Annotated in this window: 16 protein-coding genes; 9 read left to right on the top strand and 7 right to left on the bottom strand. The window is 44.9% G+C overall.

Annotated features, from left to right (window positions below; genetic code table 11):
• The first annotated feature begins 320 nt into the window (after positions 1–320).
• From G6053_RS22300 to G6053_RS22320, 5 genes are all read left to right on the top strand, one after another.
• Positions 321–767, top strand: a complete 447-nt coding sequence (locus G6053_RS22300) for an Hsp20/alpha crystallin family protein (RefSeq protein WP_165308526.1) — start codon at positions 321–323, stop codon at positions 765–767.
• Positions 768–843: 76 nt separating this feature from the next.
• Positions 844–1,134 carry a hypothetical protein gene (locus tag G6053_RS22305; protein WP_165308527.1) on the top strand — a complete coding sequence of 97 codons (291 nt, stop codon included), beginning with the start codon at positions 844–846 and terminating at the stop codon, positions 1,132–1,134.
• A 211-nt stretch (positions 1,135–1,345) separates the two neighbouring features.
• A complete protein-coding gene (locus G6053_RS22310; protein WP_165308528.1) occupies positions 1,346–2,200 on the top strand; it encodes an NEW3 domain-containing protein in 855 nt (284 codons plus the stop codon).
• A 24-nt stretch (positions 2,201–2,224) separates the two neighbouring features.
• Positions 2,225–3,223 carry an ABC transporter ATP-binding protein gene (locus tag G6053_RS22315; RefSeq protein WP_165308529.1) on the top strand — a complete coding sequence of 333 codons (999 nt, stop codon included), beginning with the start codon at positions 2,225–2,227 and terminating at the stop codon, positions 3,221–3,223.
• Complete coding sequence (locus tag G6053_RS22320) at positions 3,186–4,178, top strand: ABC transporter permease subunit (RefSeq protein ID WP_165308530.1); 993 nt, start codon at positions 3,186–3,188, stop codon at positions 4,176–4,178. Before G6053_RS22315 ends, G6053_RS22320 begins: the two co-directional genes overlap by 38 nt.
• A 93-nt stretch (positions 4,179–4,271) precedes the next feature.
• On the opposite strand, the gene G6053_RS22325 is transcribed toward G6053_RS22320, so the two are convergent.
• From G6053_RS22325 to G6053_RS22355, 7 genes are all read right to left on the bottom strand, one after another.
• Entirely contained in the window at positions 4,272–7,367 is a 3,096-nt protein-coding gene (locus tag G6053_RS22325; RefSeq protein WP_165308531.1) for a CusA/CzcA family heavy metal efflux RND transporter, read from the bottom strand.
• Between the two features lies 1 nt (position 7,368).
• Positions 7,369–8,475, bottom strand: a complete 1,107-nt coding sequence (locus tag G6053_RS22330) for an efflux RND transporter periplasmic adaptor subunit (protein ID WP_165308532.1) — start codon at positions 8,473–8,475, stop codon at positions 7,369–7,371.
• The gene (locus G6053_RS22335) at positions 8,472–9,746 is read right to left on the bottom strand and encodes a TolC family protein (protein ID WP_165308533.1); all 1,275 of its coding nucleotides are present in this window, start codon (positions 9,744–9,746) and stop codon (positions 8,472–8,474) included. Before G6053_RS22335 ends, G6053_RS22330 begins: the two co-directional genes overlap by 4 nt.
• Positions 9,747–9,836: 90 nt before the next feature.
• On the bottom strand, positions 9,837–11,183 hold the full coding sequence (locus G6053_RS22340; RefSeq protein WP_108635613.1) for a HAMP domain-containing sensor histidine kinase: 1,347 nt from the start codon (positions 11,181–11,183) through the stop codon (positions 9,837–9,839).
• 2 nt (positions 11,184–11,185) lie between these two features.
• Complete coding sequence (locus G6053_RS22345) at positions 11,186–11,866, bottom strand: response regulator transcription factor (protein ID WP_165308534.1); 681 nt, start codon at positions 11,864–11,866, stop codon at positions 11,186–11,188.
• A 205-nt stretch (positions 11,867–12,071) separates the two neighbouring features.
• A complete protein-coding gene (locus G6053_RS22350; RefSeq protein WP_165308535.1) occupies positions 12,072–12,569 on the bottom strand; it encodes a DinB family protein in 498 nt (165 codons plus the stop codon).
• 15 nt (positions 12,570–12,584) lie between these two features.
• Positions 12,585–12,977: a hypothetical protein gene (locus tag G6053_RS22355; protein WP_165308536.1), complete on the bottom strand. Its 393-nt coding sequence runs from the start codon at positions 12,975–12,977 to the stop codon at positions 12,585–12,587.
• A 168-nt stretch (positions 12,978–13,145) separates the two neighbouring features.
• Between G6053_RS22355 and G6053_RS22360 the strand changes: the two genes are divergently transcribed.
• From G6053_RS22360 to G6053_RS22375, 4 genes are all read left to right on the top strand, one after another.
• Positions 13,146–13,349 carry a type II toxin-antitoxin system Y4mF family antitoxin gene (locus tag G6053_RS22360; protein ID WP_108635610.1) on the top strand — a complete coding sequence of 68 codons (204 nt, stop codon included), beginning with the start codon at positions 13,146–13,148 and terminating at the stop codon, positions 13,347–13,349.
• The gene (locus G6053_RS22365; protein WP_108635609.1) at positions 13,349–13,684 is read left to right on the top strand and encodes a HipA N-terminal domain-containing protein; all 336 of its coding nucleotides are present in this window, start codon (positions 13,349–13,351) and stop codon (positions 13,682–13,684) included. The genes G6053_RS22360 and G6053_RS22365 overlap by 1 nt, the downstream gene beginning before the upstream one ends.
• Positions 13,677–14,603 (top strand): HipA domain-containing protein, encoded by a 927-nt coding sequence (locus G6053_RS22370; RefSeq protein WP_165308537.1) that lies wholly within the window; start codon positions 13,677–13,679, stop codon positions 14,601–14,603. The genes G6053_RS22365 and G6053_RS22370 overlap by 8 nt, the downstream gene beginning before the upstream one ends.
• A gap of 164 nt (positions 14,604–14,767) precedes the next feature.
• Entirely contained in the window at positions 14,768–15,232 is a 465-nt protein-coding gene (locus tag G6053_RS22375; protein ID WP_165308538.1) for a PepSY-like domain-containing protein, read from the top strand.
• Positions 15,233–15,269 lie beyond the last annotated feature (37 nt).

Consider the following 15,269-nt stretch of genomic DNA (forward strand, 5'->3'; position numbering starts at 1 on the left):
CAATCGGTTGGAGCCGAAAGTTTCCCACAAAAAAAAGAAAAGGCCAGGAACATAAAAGAATCCTGACCTTTATAACTAAGTTATCCATCAAATGGATTATTATAAGGACAAGATCCAATTAAAAATAGTTTAAAAAAGCTTCAAATAGCCATTTTTTCTAAAAGCTCTATTTTTTCTGTCAATTTATCATGTAAAATTTGGCAGTTTTGGTGCAAAAATTTCAGTTTTTTAAGCTCGGTATTTTTTTTGTGGATTATTTAATACAGTCGGCCGGCTGGCAAATTTAAATTATTGTTATACTTCATTAAAAGGAGGTTACTATGAAACTTGCAAAAAGAAACTGGAACAATTTTTCACTTTTTTCGCCCATGTTTGATAATTTTAACCGTGAGCTTTTAAATTGGGACAACAAAAATTACTCATCAACAAGTACCACGGTTCCTGCGGTCAACATCAAGGAAAATGGAGATACTTTTGAAGTTGAGGTCGCTGCCCCGGGCATGGCCAAAGATGATTTTAAGGTGACGCTCGATGGCAACCTATTGACCATATCCTCGGCTAAGGAGGAACAAAATGAGGAACATAAGGAAAACTACACACGCCGGGAGTTCAGTTATCAATCTTTCCAGCGTAGCTTTGAGCTTCAGAAGGATGTAGTCGACCAGGATAATATCCGGGCATGCTATGAAAATGGCATGCTGCGATTGACAATACCTAAAAAAGAAGAGGCCAAACAGAAAGAACCACGACTGATCGAAATATCCTAAAGATTCAAATAGCAACTTTAACTTGGTTAGCCTCCACTGGAGGCTAACCTATTTTTCAGTCTTTAATACAAAGATTATGAAAACATCGAATTATTATATTGAATTACAGATGTACTGCCACGGACGTTATATCACTATCGCCAGTTTCGACCAGAACAGCTGCGAAAAGATTATTCAGGAATTATTTGATGAATTACTTGGCGACCATGAGGCCTCGGACATCCGGCGATTGCGCATCAATCTTCTCCTGAACGACACAGAGGTTCCGAAGACACAATTACGATCAATACACTGCACACTGGATGAATTGGCAGAAAACACCAAGATTATTATTAAGAAGACCTTCCGGTCAGTAAATTTCGACTGACGGCAGTCCGCTCTGGCATTCAGCACAAATTATCGGCTTACAGTTCATTTAAGCACATTTTTTTTACAATTGTTTTTTTCTTTCACCCTTGATTTTTATCAAATTGATTTTTAATTTGGGAGCGGTTTTTTCAAAAAGGTACCTGATACCCCAAACCGACATTTTTTAAAAGCTAATATTCTATTTAAATATAAATTTTAGTTATTGGATCATGTTAACAAAATTACTAATTACAAACACAGACCGACATTTTTCTTTCAGGCCATTTTTTATCGCACTTATTGTGCTGGCAAACAGCCTTTATCTATCGGGGCAAACCGTGAAACCGCTCAAATCCAGTTTTGAAGCGAGGTTGATCAATATTGAGGCCCCTAGCAATGAACCTTTTCGTTATACCACGACTCTGACCAATGGATCTGCTCAATTGGTCAACTACAACTTGAATGCACAGCTACCCGACGGATGGCAGATTAGCTACCGCGTAGAAGGATCGCAAGTGACTTCCCTACAGATGCAGCCCAATAAAGTACAGGAAATCAGCATTGAAATCAGTTGTCCCATCACTGCTAAGCCCGATAAATATAAAATCCCCGTAAAAGCCATATCTTCAAAAGATACCCTACAACTCGATCTGGAAGCAGTCGTCAAGGGCTCTTATGCACTTGAGCTGACCACACCAAGTGGAAGACTCAGCGACGAAGTCGTATCCGGCAGCAGCAAGGAAATTCTGCTTAAAGTCAAAAACACAGGTACTCTTCCGCTCAATACACTGGAACTGACGTCCCAATTACCCAGCAGATGGGAGGCAAGCTTCGATCCCTCGACTATCAAACAGCTCGAAGCAGGTAAATCTATCGACGTCAAAGTCAACCTAAAAGTTCCCGACAAGACTATCGCCGGTGACTATGCGGCCAAATTCGAGATCAAGTCATCCAACAGCAACGCCGACATTTCATTCCGTATGATCGTCAAGACCTCTTTGCTTTCCGGCTGGATCGGCATGCTGGTCATCGTATTGGCTATTGGCTTGGTGTATTATCTTATCCGCAAATACGGCCGCAGATAAGGGCGCGACAAAAAGACTATCATTATGAAGGATCCTATCATTCAATTGACAGGCCTGACCAAAAACTACGGTAAAGTAACCGCCGTAGACAAGTTGGACCTGCATATTTATCGCGGAGAGATCTTTGGCCTACTTGGTCCCAATGGCGCCGGAAAGACAACCAGTATTCTCATGATGCTGGGCCTGACCGAACCCACGGCCGGTACAGCCCATGTCTGTGGCCATAATGCCACGCGCAATCCTATCGCAGTGAAACGCAAAGTTGGCTACCTTCCCGACAATGTAGGTTTCTACCCGGACATGACAGCGTTGGAAAACCTATGCTTCATTGCCCAATTAAATGGACTTACAGAATCCTATGCACAAGCTGCCGCTAAAGACATGTTGCATGTCGTGGGACTCGAACGGGAGATGCATAAAAAAACGGGTGCTTTTTCCCGCGGGATGAAACAACGTCTGGGCTTGGCCGAGGTGCTGATCAAGGCTCCCGAGGTTGCCATTCTTGACGAGCCTACGCTGGGCATTGATCCCAAGGGCGTTGATGAATTCCTGGAACTCATCAAGAAGCTCAGCAGGGAGCATAACCTTACAGTACTGCTTTCTTCACACCACCTCCACCAGGTACAGCGAGTATGCGATCGGGTGGGCATTTTCGTTGGCGGTAAGTTACTTGTCGAAGGTTCTATTGAAAGCCTGGCCCAAAACCTGCAACAGCAGAAAGGAGTCAGCACAGTCATTACTCTTGAACAGCCCCCAGGCGATAGCGCAAAAATTGAGCAAGCGCTCCATGTGCTGCCTGGAATTCGCAAACTTGCTATCACAGGACATTCGATCGAGTTGATAACCGACAACGATGCCACCGCGGCCGCCGTACGCATTCTGGTCAACAATGGTGCTGATATTGTTTCCGTAAACCGCAATGACTACCAGCTCGACGATATTTATAATACATATTTTGAGAACAGCATAACAACAAATACTGTCTATGAAAAATCCAACGGTTTCTTCAAAAGATATCAATAACCGACCATCCGTTCCGATGCAGGTGCTGGTCCGCAAAGAAATCGCGGCACATATCCGCAGCTGGCGTTTTATTATTCTGATCCTGCTCATCGTACTGACCTTCGGAGCATCCCTGTATGTTTCTTCCATGGGGCTCAAGGACGCTGTCAGCAATATGCGTGATCCCGATCAGTCATTTCTGTACCTCAAGCTCCTGACCACAACGGATAATTCCATTCCGCCGTTTCATGTTTTTTTAAACTTTCTAGCACCATTATTGGGCATAGCCCTTGGTTTTGACGCCGTCAATGCAGAATATAACAATGGTACCCTCACCCGTCTGATGGCCCAGCCCATCTACCGCGACAATCTGCTGTTTGCCAAGTTTTTGGCCCCGCTGATTGTCGTAGGCACCTTATTTATCGCGTTGGTCCTGTTGATGATCGGTGGCGGACTCATTGGTACCGGTGTGCGGATAGAACCCCAGGAATTGCTGCGTATTTTGGGTTTCACTCTAATCAGTGTGCTATATGTTGCTTTCTGGCTGAGCCTGTCCATCCTGTTGTCGATCCGCTTTCGTCAGCCGGCCACTTCAGCACTCACCGCAATCGGCATCTGGCTATTTTTTACTGTATTCTTTCCTATCCTGGTAAATTTGGCCATTCGACCATTTTTACCCAATCCCAATTACATCTCCGAACAGGAATATCTTGGTTACAATGAATTGATCTTAAATCTGCTTCGCTTATCGCCAAGCCAGCTCTATACCGATGCCACGACCACCCTGCTGATGCCTTCGGTACGCAGCCTTGGCCCTATCGCCATGGAACAGATGGTCGGCGCCATCCCTTCACCACTCTCCTTTCGCGAAAGTTTTCTGATGGTCTGGCCCCAGATCAGTGGACTCACCGCCGCCATGATGGTCTGCTTTGCCTGGTCCTATTACATTTTTATGCGAAGGGAAATAAGGAGCTGATCGCATCGTTTTAATATACTAAAACAACAAAGGCTGCACCGCTTTATTAGCAGGCAGCCTTTATCAAGTATATAATGAATAAAAAATGGGTGCTTAATCTCTATTTTCTCTTTTGTAAGCGTAGTAGAAGACAATCGGGAGAATGGAAAACGAAAGAATCATACAGATAATCAAGCCGCCGACAATCATAATAGCCAAGGGTTTCTGGATTTCAGATCCCATGCCATTGGACAGGGCAGCTGGCAATAAGCCCATCGCTCCCATGAGTGCAATCATTAAGATCGGCCGGATCCGGCTTTTTACGGCTTCATAAATAGCAGGTTTCAAGCCCATCTTGTGCAGCAGATTTTCCTTCATGACGCCTATTAAGACAATTCCGTCGATCGTTGCCACGCCAAAGAGAATAATAAAACCGATACCGGCCGAGATCCCGAATGTCGTCCCCGTCATCCATAGGGATACAAACCCACCGATAAATGCAAAGGCAAGCGTCAGGGAGGAGATCAGCGTATCTTTAAGATTGCCAAAATTGGCGTAGAGCAAGAGCAAGATCAATAGCAGGGAAACCGGCACCACGTTCATCAGCTGTTTAGTGGCCCTTTCCTTGCTTTCAAACTCACCGGCCCAGACAACCTTGTACGACTTGGGCAATTTAATGTCAGTCGCGATCTGTTTTTTCGCATCCGCGATGGTACTGCCCAGATCCCTGCCTTCAATATTAAATCCAACACCGATATAGCGCGAATTCCCATCGCGGTAGATAAAGGCCGGTCCCGTATGATAGTCTATAGTTGCGATTTCCCGCAGCGGCACCTTCTGGTCATTCATCGTCGGAATAATGATGTTTCCGATCTTTTCGGGGCTGTCCCGGTACTGTTTCTGAAAGCGCAGGCGTACATCAAATATGCGCTCATTGTCGTAAAAATGCGTCACGGACTGTCCTCCGATGGTCATCTCGATGACCGACTGCACATCTCTGGTCGACACCCCATACTTCGCCATCTTGGAGTCGTGCAGCTGAATCCGCAGTTCGGGCAGACCAATATTTTTAAATACATTCACATCCGTGATTCCTGCTACCTTCTTGAGCGATTCAGCAAATTTATTGGCCTTGTTCTCCAGATCCTGCAAGTTCTCACCAAAAATCTTGATCACCAGCGGACTTTTTACGCCGGCCACATATTCCTCCACATTGTCCTGAATCGGTTGGCTAAAACCAAAATTGATTCCCGGAAAAGTCTGCAGGCTATCGCGCATCTGCCCGATCAGTTTCTCTTTCGATATTTTCCGCTTCCACTCCCCCTCCGGTTTCAGTTCAATGTTAAATTCGATATTAAAAAACCCCGTCGGATCCGTTCCGTCATTGGGTCTACCCGTCTGCGTCATAATAAAATCAATCTCATCAAACTGCTTGATCAATTTGGTTTTCATTGTTTTCGTCAACTTGACCGATTCCTCCAGGTTGACACTATTGGGCAATGTCGCACGGACATAAATGGCCCCTTCATTGAGCTTGGGCAGGAATTCCGAACCGTAATGGCTAAAGCGCACCATACAAACAACCAGCACCAGTCCAAAAAGCGTCAAGGTCCGTTTTGGATGATCAAAAGCTTTTTTGAACCCACTAAAAATTACCTTTCGGCTGACCCTAGTTATTTTATTATCATCCTCTTTGATATTCGTCTTCAGCAGATACTTACACATTGCAGGCACATAGGTCAGACTCAGGACCAGGGAGCCCAGCAGGGCATAGCCGAGGGTAAAGGCCAATGGCGAAAACATCTTTCCTTCCACCTTTTGAAAAGAGAAAATCGGTGTCAGTGCGACAATCAGTATCAGTAAGGCAAAAAAGATATACCCCGCCACCGAACCCGCACTTTTTTTAATGATCCCCAGTTTGGATACCTTGTTGAAACGGGCCGTCCCCAGCCGGTGCGCCTCCTTTTCCAGGGAGACAAAAACCGTCTCCACGATCACCAGCGTGCCCTCGAGCAATAGACCAAAGTCCAGTGCCCCCATGGAAATCAGATTCGCCGGCAAACCCTGTATTTTCAATAAAATAATCGCAAACAAGAAGGCCAATGGAATCACCGAGGCCACAATAAAGGTCGTCTTCCAGTTGTTCAAAAAGATAAAGACAATGATCGAAACCAGGATAACGCCCTCAATCAGGTTTTTCGACACCGTATGTACCGTATTATTCACCAATTTTGTGCGGTCAATCACCGGTTCGATCTTGACATTTTCAGGTAAGATACGGCCGTTCAGTTCCTCAATTTTTTCTTTCAGGCGTGTCACTACCGCTGATGGATTTTCACCCCGGAGCATAATAACGATACCCTGTACCAGATCATCCTCCTGATTGAGCCCTACCTGTCCGAGCCGCGGTTTGGCACCCAGTTCGATCTCAGCCACATGCTTGACCAGGATGGGCGTATTACCCACCACTTTGATCAAAATATTGCCAATATCTTCTATTTTATCCAGCAAGCCCACACCACGTACCACATAGGCCTGATTTCCTTTTTGTATCACATCTCCGCCCACATTGATATTTGAGCGCGATACCGCCTCATATACATCCAATGGGGACAGGTTGTAGTTGGCCAGTTCCGTTGGATTGATCTTTATTTCATAGATCTTTTCTTCACCGCCGAAGCTCACGACATCCGCTACGCCCGGCACCCCGACGAGCTCCCGTTCGATCACCCAGTCCTGAATGGCAGATACCTCCTTGATCGGCAGGTTGCTCTTGACCACATAGCGGAAGATTTCTCCCGTGGCACCCGACGGTGGTTCGATGGAGCTCTCCGCTCCTTCCGGCAGCTCAATGGAACGCATCTTGTTGCCGGCATATTGCTGCGCATAGAAGTCTTCCACTCCATCCTCAAACTGGACCGTGACGACAGAGAGCCCAAACAGGGAGATCGACCGTACATCCGTCTTTTTCGGGATGGTGTTCATTTCCTTGGTGACGGGCAGCGTGACGAATTTCTCGATTTCTTCGGCACTACGTCCCGGCCATTGCGTGATGATCCGGACACGGGTATTGGTCACGTCCGGGAATGCTTCGATCGGTGTATGGAGGTAAGCGTAAATTCCGCCGAACAATAAAGCCAGCGTAAAAAATAGCACTACCAGGGAATGTTTCAGTGAAAATGAAACGATATTTTGTACAACTTTCTTCATCCTATCTGTTCATCAATTCATCAAATACAATCAGTTCATTTTCTGTCAATACGCGGTCCCCCTCTTCCAGACCCGTTTCGACGAAAGCATAGGTTTCGTTTTCCGATACGATATCGACAGCTTTCAAGGATAAATCACAGTCACTTTTGTAGATCACGACATAATTCTGGTTGTTATGCAGGATCACCGCATCTTTGGGGATCGCCAGCAAGTTTTGTTTCTGCCCTGCGGATCCTTTCTCCACCAATACGTCCACACTCATGCCCGGTTTGAGCCTCAGATCCTTATTGAGCAGCTTGACACGCGCTTTGACCACCCGTTCTTCGGGATCAAAAAAGTTGGCCACCTGATCGATATAGCCTTCAAAATATTCCCCTTTATAGGCCAGTGTTGTGATCCTGACATGCGCCCCATTTTTGACAAAGGGTAAGTTATTTGCGTAAATATTGACAGTCACCCAGACCTCATTCAGGTTGCTGATTGACATTAGATCCGTATCGTCGCCCACCGTCATGCCCGGACTCACCTTTTTGTCAATGATATACCCCGCTTTGGGCGCACGGATATAGAAAATACCATTTTCGGCCGATCCGTTCAACAGCTTCATATTTGCCTTTACGTTCCGGATCCCGATCTCCACCGATTTCAGTTCGCTCTCCATTTCCTCCAGCTCACGTTGGGAAGCCATCCCGTCTTTCAGCATGCTGCGTAAACTATTCACTTTACTTTCCGTCAGACGTCGGCTATTTTCCAGTTCGCGGAGTTCCTTGCCCAGATCATTGACCGAAGTCCCTTTGAGTGCGATCAGCACCTGCCCTTTCTCCACATAATCACCCACGTTTACAGCGACGGATTGCACCATACCCTGAATCGGGCTCCTCAATGCCGCAAGTTCATCCTGGTTGTATTGAATTGCGCCATTTAAGGCAATCTGTTCGGACACATCCCGCTTTTGGATTGAATCAATTTTAATATGGTTTTTGAAATCATCACTGAGGCAAAAGTTTTTTGTCCCCACAATCTGCTGTTCCTCCTTTTGCGATGACTGACAGCCCAACAGGAGATAGATGGACAAAAGCGTCATCAGCATTACAACATTCCCTTTCATTGGACGATATCCTTTCCGACTAAATAGCTCAGTTCTTCGCCATACTGAAGATATTTTGCCTTTCGTTCCAATATTGATTCTTTGTTTTCCATATAATTATTGATAAAATCTATAAACTCAACAATCGTCAGTCTGCGTTCCTGAAAATTTCGGACGTAGCGTTCTAGGGCTACATCCAATCTACCGTCAAATCCATTATCTGTAGCCTTCAGGCTAGATTCCAGGTTACTAAGACGTGCCGAAAGAAAATCAATCTCACGTTCGATATCGATTCGGGACTGCTCGATTTCGACCTTGTTTTTTTCCAGTTCCAGCTTGGCGATCTTGATATTCCCCTGGTTTCTATTAAACAGGGGCAGGTCCATGGACAGGCCCAGACCGATAAAATCACGCATAATATTGCCGCCCCGATCATAATTCACCGAAACATCGAGGTTGGGCACACGTTCGGCTTTCTCTATTTCCAGCTGGGCCTGACCTTTCTTAAATTCATTGTGGATGATTTTATAATCACCACGATTATCCAGGGCCATGACTTTCCATTCGTTTTGTCTATTCGCAATAAAGGCCGGATTGCCTATGGTATCCACAATGGAAAGCGCCTTTCCTTTCGCCCCCAGATAACGTGCGACATCGTTCATTTTTACAATTCTATCCTGCTGGATTTCATTCAGTTTATTCCCAAAAGCAATGGACTCGCTCTGGATGCGGAGATAGTCCATTTCGCTGACGTTGCCTTCCTTCCACTGGTTCCGGTAAGACTGCGTCAATTGATGAAAGATTCCAACCTGATTGGCGTAGAGGCGCTCCTTTTCCTGCAGCACCTGCAGCTCCAGGCATTGACTGCGAAGGTCATATTTCAGGTTCCGGAGCAATTCCTCAAACTGAAGTTGTGCATTCTCCTTTTCGAGGAGTTGCAGCTGTACCCGTTTTTTTCTTTTGCCGGCCAGTTCAATCGTCTGCTCCAATTCCACGGCCACCTGTTGGTACCGTCCGTAGTTCCCGATCAATGCCGGCATTTCCTCGCTGGAAGAGTTTTTCCAGAGGTTGACCTCGCCGATGGAGATCTTAGGGTTGGGCCACAGCTTAGCTTGCAGGATCGCTGCGTCAGCCTGCTTTAGCTGAAAACGCTGTGCCATCAGGGCCAGGTTGTGTGTTAAGAAGACTTGTTCTATTTCCGATTTTTGCAAACGGTTTTCGGGCATTTCCTGTGCAGATAGCCTGCTATTCAGGCCAAGAAGAATAAGTAATGCAATGCGTATTTTTCTCACTCTATTTTGTATTTCCACAAAACTAAGCGACAGGAATTACAGGCAACTTTAAGGTAAATTAAAGTTTGATTAGAAGAGATTAGAGAAAGATTAGAATTTTGGAAACAGCAGCGATACCGTTGTCCCGCGTTCATCGGAACGGATAGCAAAGTCTACGCCCTGGTCTTTAAAAACGATCTGCGCAAAAGAAAGACCGATGCCACTGCCCTTGACTTTTCCGACATTTGTTGCGCGGTAAAAGGTCTGCTTCACCGCCTCCAGTTCCGCCTGCGGAATTCCGATACCCTGATCAATGATCTCCAGGGACAAACGCTCATCGACTGTTGTCATGCGGACCAGCACTTCCTGACCATTGGCGTATTTAAGCGCGTTTTCGATCAGATTGGAAATCGACAATGCCAGGAGCATGCGATTGCCCCGAAAATTAAAATAATGCGGTTCATCCACCTGTAGCTCAATTTTCAGGGGTACGGAAAATGTGCGCTTAAACTTAGGCACCAGGTCCCATACCACCTCATCTATGCGAAAGACCTCCATGGAGCGCGTCAGGGCCCGGTCTTCCGTCAGCAACAGAAAATTACCGATAAGCTGGTTCAGAAAATTGACGTGTTCGGTGATTGTTGCTGCCAGCTCCTGATACTCCGCCTGACTGCGGGCTTTCGTCCCAAAAACCTCCATCGATCCCAGAATACCGGCAAGAGGTGTGCGGAACTCATGGGAGACGTAACTCACAAAATTCTTTCGGATGATCATGTTTTCACTGATCCGTCGCAGGAGCGCATTGTAGCTTTCGATCAGGTCCTGCAGCTCATCCTTCGTCCTGATGACCGTGAGCGGCTCCTGGATGGTATTTAAATCCTTATGCCGGATTTCCTGAATGACATTCCGAATGGGCAGATAAGCATATTTGCTCAGCCAGACCGACAGCAGGACGATACTGATCAGGGCAACCAGAAAAACAAGCACGAGAATAAAAAGCAGGCGGTTCAACTGATGGCTGAAATCCGCATTTGACTCCTTGACAAACACAAAAAAATCACCCTGATTATCTGGATAATATAGACCGAAATAAAAGCTATCCTCCGTTTTAAAATAAACTTTTTTTTGTGATTTCAGCTGCGTCAGCAAGCTTTTATTGATTTGACTATCCGACTTCAAGCCACCGTAGCTTACCCGGCCCTCGGCATTATAGACTGCTACCATGGCCCGCTTGACCAGACTTTCGTATTGATTTTTAGACTCCAGGTGTTTCAAAGGACTCTGTTCATCCGCTTCCAGGTAGTAGATCCCGGCAATCTTTGCATTTTTTTCCAGCGAACTGATCAGATGGCGTTCCGAAGAATTATAGAATATCCAATAGATGACCAGCGTGGCAAGTCCAAAAATGATCGTGAAGACCAATGAAGAAAAAAGTGTCAATCTGATCTTGAGGTTCATCGTCAGTCTGTTTTGAGCATGTAACCAACCCCTTTGACCGTCTTGATAATGGATGTATCAGTTCTGTCATCCACCTTACCCCGCAGATAAGAGACGTACACATCCACAACATTTGTATTATTGTCAAAATCAATTCCCCAGACCGCCTGCAAGATAGCGGTACGCGAAAGTGTTTTATTGCGGTTTTCGATCAGATACTTAAGGAGCTTAAATTCTTTGGGGGACAGATCCACATTTGCACCGCCTTTATAGACTTCATAACGGTCCAGGTCTACTTTGAGGTCACGAATTTCGATGCAGGTGTCATTAACTATATTTTTATAACTGTCCCGGCGCACCAGCGCTTTGATGCGGCTGACGAGCTCCTTAAACGAAAAAGGTTTGACCAGGTAATCGTCGGCACCACTTTCCAGGGCATCGACTTTATCTTCAATTTCACCCAGCGCGCTTAAGATCAGAATCGGAATATAGTTTTTGCGGTAGCGCAGCATTTTTGTAAACTGGATCCCATCGATTCCCGGCAACATAATATCCAATACCACGATATCCAGGGATTCGGCATGGACCCATTCCCGCGCCGCCTCCGCGGATTCCGCCAAAATGACCCGATGGCCCAATTCTTCCAGTCCTTTCACCACAAAGCTACTGATACGACGATCGTCCTCTACCAAAAGTATCTGCATAAACGGAGTTTATCTTTATATGGGGTTATAAAAATCATGTATTTCCCAATGGAATCTTGCAAGTATACGAAATTAAGAATTAATCCCTTGCAGTCCACAGCCGTCCACTGCCTCTATGGATGCCCTTATCCAGCTCTCGGCTCCCCATACACCGATGGAGCCACTGTCTATCAACACCTTGCCAGAAAAAGCATTCGGCACGCCCCTATTTTACGCAGCGGACAGTGACTAATAGCTGTCCAACATGGCGCTGTGCATGTTCTGCCGCATGAAACAAGAGACCGATCAGGGTCGTTGGAATACGTTTTCTTCCCAAAAAACGTTGTTCTGTCAGGGTCCCAGGGTCAATTTCAGATAAGCGCTGCAAGGCCTGCTCAATTTGCAGCTGTAAGTTTTCGACTAAAGTAGCTACATCAAGCTCCATATCCACGACACCTTCCTGCCGAAGGTAATCGAACTGCCCAGCAGACAGCGCTTTGCCCGCAGCATAGGTAAACATGCGGTCGATCACACCGCCGATATGCAACAAGTGAAATCCAATGCTGGCATTTCCACAGGGACGAGCCCAGAGCTGCTCAGATGACAGCTGCGTGGTATATTTTACAATATCCTCTTCTGCCTGCAGCAGCGCATGAGCCACCGGCTGCAAAAGATCGGGAATCCCTGCAATCGGTCCCCGCATCCATACTTCTACGTTTTCCATACCTGATTCTATAAGCTATTTTCGTTTGCTCGTACTCTTTAACGCCCAGGCAACCAATACTGGCTGGAAAAATAAACGGGCAAGGCGCTTCCCATCGCTGTCAAGTCCGAAACCATCCCGATGTTCAGTATATTGTGCGATATTGCCCGGAAACACCGCAACAAAAAAAGCCGCTGCAATTTTACCCACGGCAGCACGCTGTTTACCCCTGGCCAATAGCAGCGCCGTGCCCAGGGCAATTTCAGCAAAACCGGAATAGACCACCGTATCGTCTTTAGAGATCGGTACCCAATCCGGTACCTGCGCCTGAAATTCCTTTCGGGCAAAAGTGAGGTGACCAATTCCCGCGACGACCAAAAATGCACCTAGGCCATAGCGCGCGATCTTTTTAAAACAAGATTTTTCCATAACTTTTTTATTAGAAGACAGTACAGGGCGAAAATAGTTTGATAGGACAAATAAGATTTAAAAAATAACCCCGATAAGGTATAAAAAACAGCAAAGGCAAATAATCTATACCCGAAGTGGTATAAATAATTTGTTTTTACTTATATTTATATCAGAAAAGGTATAGATATGGATTCATTGCAATTATTTGTAAAACAAAAACGAAAGGAACTAAAGCTTACTCAAGAAGATTTGGCATTTAATGCTGGGGTAGGTTTACGTTTTGTCCGTGACCTTGAACAAGGAAAAAAAACACTTCGGTTAGATAAAGTAAATGATGTATTAGCTTTATTTGGTAAAGAGGTTGGCGTAGTGGATAAAATTAGAGCATAATGGCGCGTGAAGCAAAAATATATTTTCAAGATCAATTAGCAGGATATCTAATTGAAACCGATCGTGGTTATTCATTTAACTACGATCAAAATTATATCAGAACAGCCGATCCTAAGCCTATCAGTTTAACCCTACCGATTTCGGAACACGCGTACCACAGCAATGTGCTTTTTCCCTTTTTTGACGGTCTGATTCCAGAGGGATGGTTATTGGAAATAGGTGAAAAGTATTGGAAACTCAATCCCCGAGACCGCTTTGAATTATTGATTAATCTATGCCGGGACACCATCGGGGCCGTTTCCGTCTATCCGATGGAGGCGGAAGATCATGCTTAATTGTTTATTTTGCTACCAGCCAGTTGAAAGTGGGGAATACCATATTGCATGCTCAAAAAAGTTTTTTGGCACAGCCCAAGTTCCTTATCTGGAATTAGATAGGGAAAAATTAAATAAATTAGCTCAAATAACAGTAAATGAAAGACTGGCGTTAACCGGCGTGCAACCCAAGATATCACTTAGTTTAAATGGGGAAAAGGGTAGTAAACGACTAACACTTGTCGGCTTATGGGGAGAATATATCCTTAAGCCCCAATCTACAGATTTTCTTTTTATGCCTGAAGTAGAAGATTTAACAATGCATTTGGCTAAGCTATTTAAAATAGAAACTGCTGAGCACTCCCTGATACGAACAGCTACTGGAGAATTAGCATATATCACAAAACGATTTGACCGAGAAAAGGGGAAGAAAATTCATATTGAAGATTTATGCCAATTATCGCAGCTACTGACAGAGCAAAAATACAATAGCTCTTATGAGCGAGTGGGGAAAATCATCAGACAATTTGCTACAAATTCCGGACTAGATGCTATCAAATACTTTAGATTAGTGCTGTTTAGTTTCCTCACTGGTAATAATGACATGCACCTAAAAAACTTTTCATTAATCCATCATAATAACAATATTTTACTATCGCCTGCGTATGATCTCCTAAATGTGAACTTGATCTTCCCGAAAGACAAGGACGATATGGCCTTAACGTTGGGAGGTCGCAAAAGAAAGATTAAGCAATCTGACTTTAACCAATTCGCTTCAAGTTTAGGAATTTCTGATTTAGTTCGGAATAATATCTACAGCGACTTTTCAAAACATGCCGATAAAATTCCCATTTGGATTGATCGTAGCTTTTTAACTGAGGAATATAAGGAACAATACGCAAAGGTGGTTACCCATAAATTCAATCAAATCGAATTGTAGATTTATCCGCTTATTTATTTAGCTTCCAAGTTTCTTTCCCAAATGTTTCCAGAATCTATCTGAAACTTTACCCTGTAGCATTTTCTGTTTCCAGGCTTAAGACAGCCTGCACGACAGAAAACAAGTCAACAACAGATGTAATAGAATTTAGTAAAATAGCAAATATGAAGAAATTAACTTGGTTAGCCGCTGTCCTAATGACAGGCAGCGCATTGACATTTATGGCATGTGACAAAGACGATCCGATTGAAACAACAACAAGCTATGCCGAATTGCCGCAGGCAGGTAAAACGATGATTGAAACTCATTTTGGAGTAAACACAGTAGCCAGCGTTACGCGAAAAAACAATGCCGATACAGACGGTAGCCTCTATGAAGTCAGATTGACCAGCGGCATCGAGATCGATCTCGACAAAGATGGCAACTGGACCGATATCGACGGAAATAATCAAAAATTACCCGACGCATTAATTCCATCACCGATATTGAACTATGTCACCAAGCAATACCCTGCCTCCCTATTTATTGAAGGGATTGACAAAGAACCTTATGGCTACCAAATCGACTTGTCCAATGAGGTGGATTTAAAATTTAATACCGAGGGAGCTTTCATCGGTCTTGATGATTAAATGAAACTACAAAAAGGGACTTACCATACGATAAGTC

Source organism: Sphingobacterium sp. DR205 (genome assembly GCF_011064245.1).
GTDB classification, from domain to species: domain Bacteria; phylum Bacteroidota; class Bacteroidia; order Sphingobacteriales; family Sphingobacteriaceae; genus Sphingobacterium; species Sphingobacterium athyrii.

Coding starts and splice junctions, on each gene's coding strand:
- G6053_RS22300 (WP_165308526.1), top strand. CDS start 321: ATGAAACTTGCAAAAAGAAACTGGAACAATTTTTCACTTTTTTCGCCC.
- G6053_RS22305 (WP_165308527.1), top strand. CDS start 844: ATGAAAACATCGAATTATTATATTGAATTACAGATGTACTGCCACGGA.
- G6053_RS22310 (WP_165308528.1), top strand. CDS start 1,346: ATGTTAACAAAATTACTAATTACAAACACAGACCGACATTTTTCTTTC.
- G6053_RS22315 (WP_165308529.1), top strand. CDS start 2,225: ATGAAGGATCCTATCATTCAATTGACAGGCCTGACCAAAAACTACGGT.
- G6053_RS22320 (WP_165308530.1), top strand. CDS start 3,186: ATGAAAAATCCAACGGTTTCTTCAAAAGATATCAATAACCGACCATCC.
- G6053_RS22325 (WP_165308531.1), bottom strand. CDS start 7,367: ATGAAGAAAGTTGTACAAAATATCGTTTCATTTTCACTGAAACATTCC.
- G6053_RS22330 (WP_165308532.1), bottom strand. CDS start 8,475: ATGAAAGGGAATGTTGTAATGCTGATGACGCTTTTGTCCATCTATCTC.
- G6053_RS22340 (WP_108635613.1), bottom strand. CDS start 11,183: ATGAACCTCAAGATCAGATTGACACTTTTTTCTTCATTGGTCTTCACG.
- G6053_RS22345 (WP_165308534.1), bottom strand. CDS start 11,866: ATGCAGATACTTTTGGTAGAGGACGATCGTCGTATCAGTAGCTTTGTG.
- G6053_RS22350 (WP_165308535.1), bottom strand. CDS start 12,569: ATGGAAAACGTAGAAGTATGGATGCGGGGACCGATTGCAGGGATTCCC.
- G6053_RS22355 (WP_165308536.1), bottom strand. CDS start 12,977: ATGGAAAAATCTTGTTTTAAAAAGATCGCGCGCTATGGCCTAGGTGCA.
- G6053_RS22360 (WP_108635610.1), top strand. CDS start 13,146: ATGGATTCATTGCAATTATTTGTAAAACAAAAACGAAAGGAACTAAAG.
- G6053_RS22365 (WP_108635609.1), top strand. CDS start 13,349: ATGGCGCGTGAAGCAAAAATATATTTTCAAGATCAATTAGCAGGATAT.
- G6053_RS22370 (WP_165308537.1), top strand. CDS start 13,677: ATGCTTAATTGTTTATTTTGCTACCAGCCAGTTGAAAGTGGGGAATAC.
- G6053_RS22375 (WP_165308538.1), top strand. CDS start 14,768: ATGAAGAAATTAACTTGGTTAGCCGCTGTCCTAATGACAGGCAGCGCA.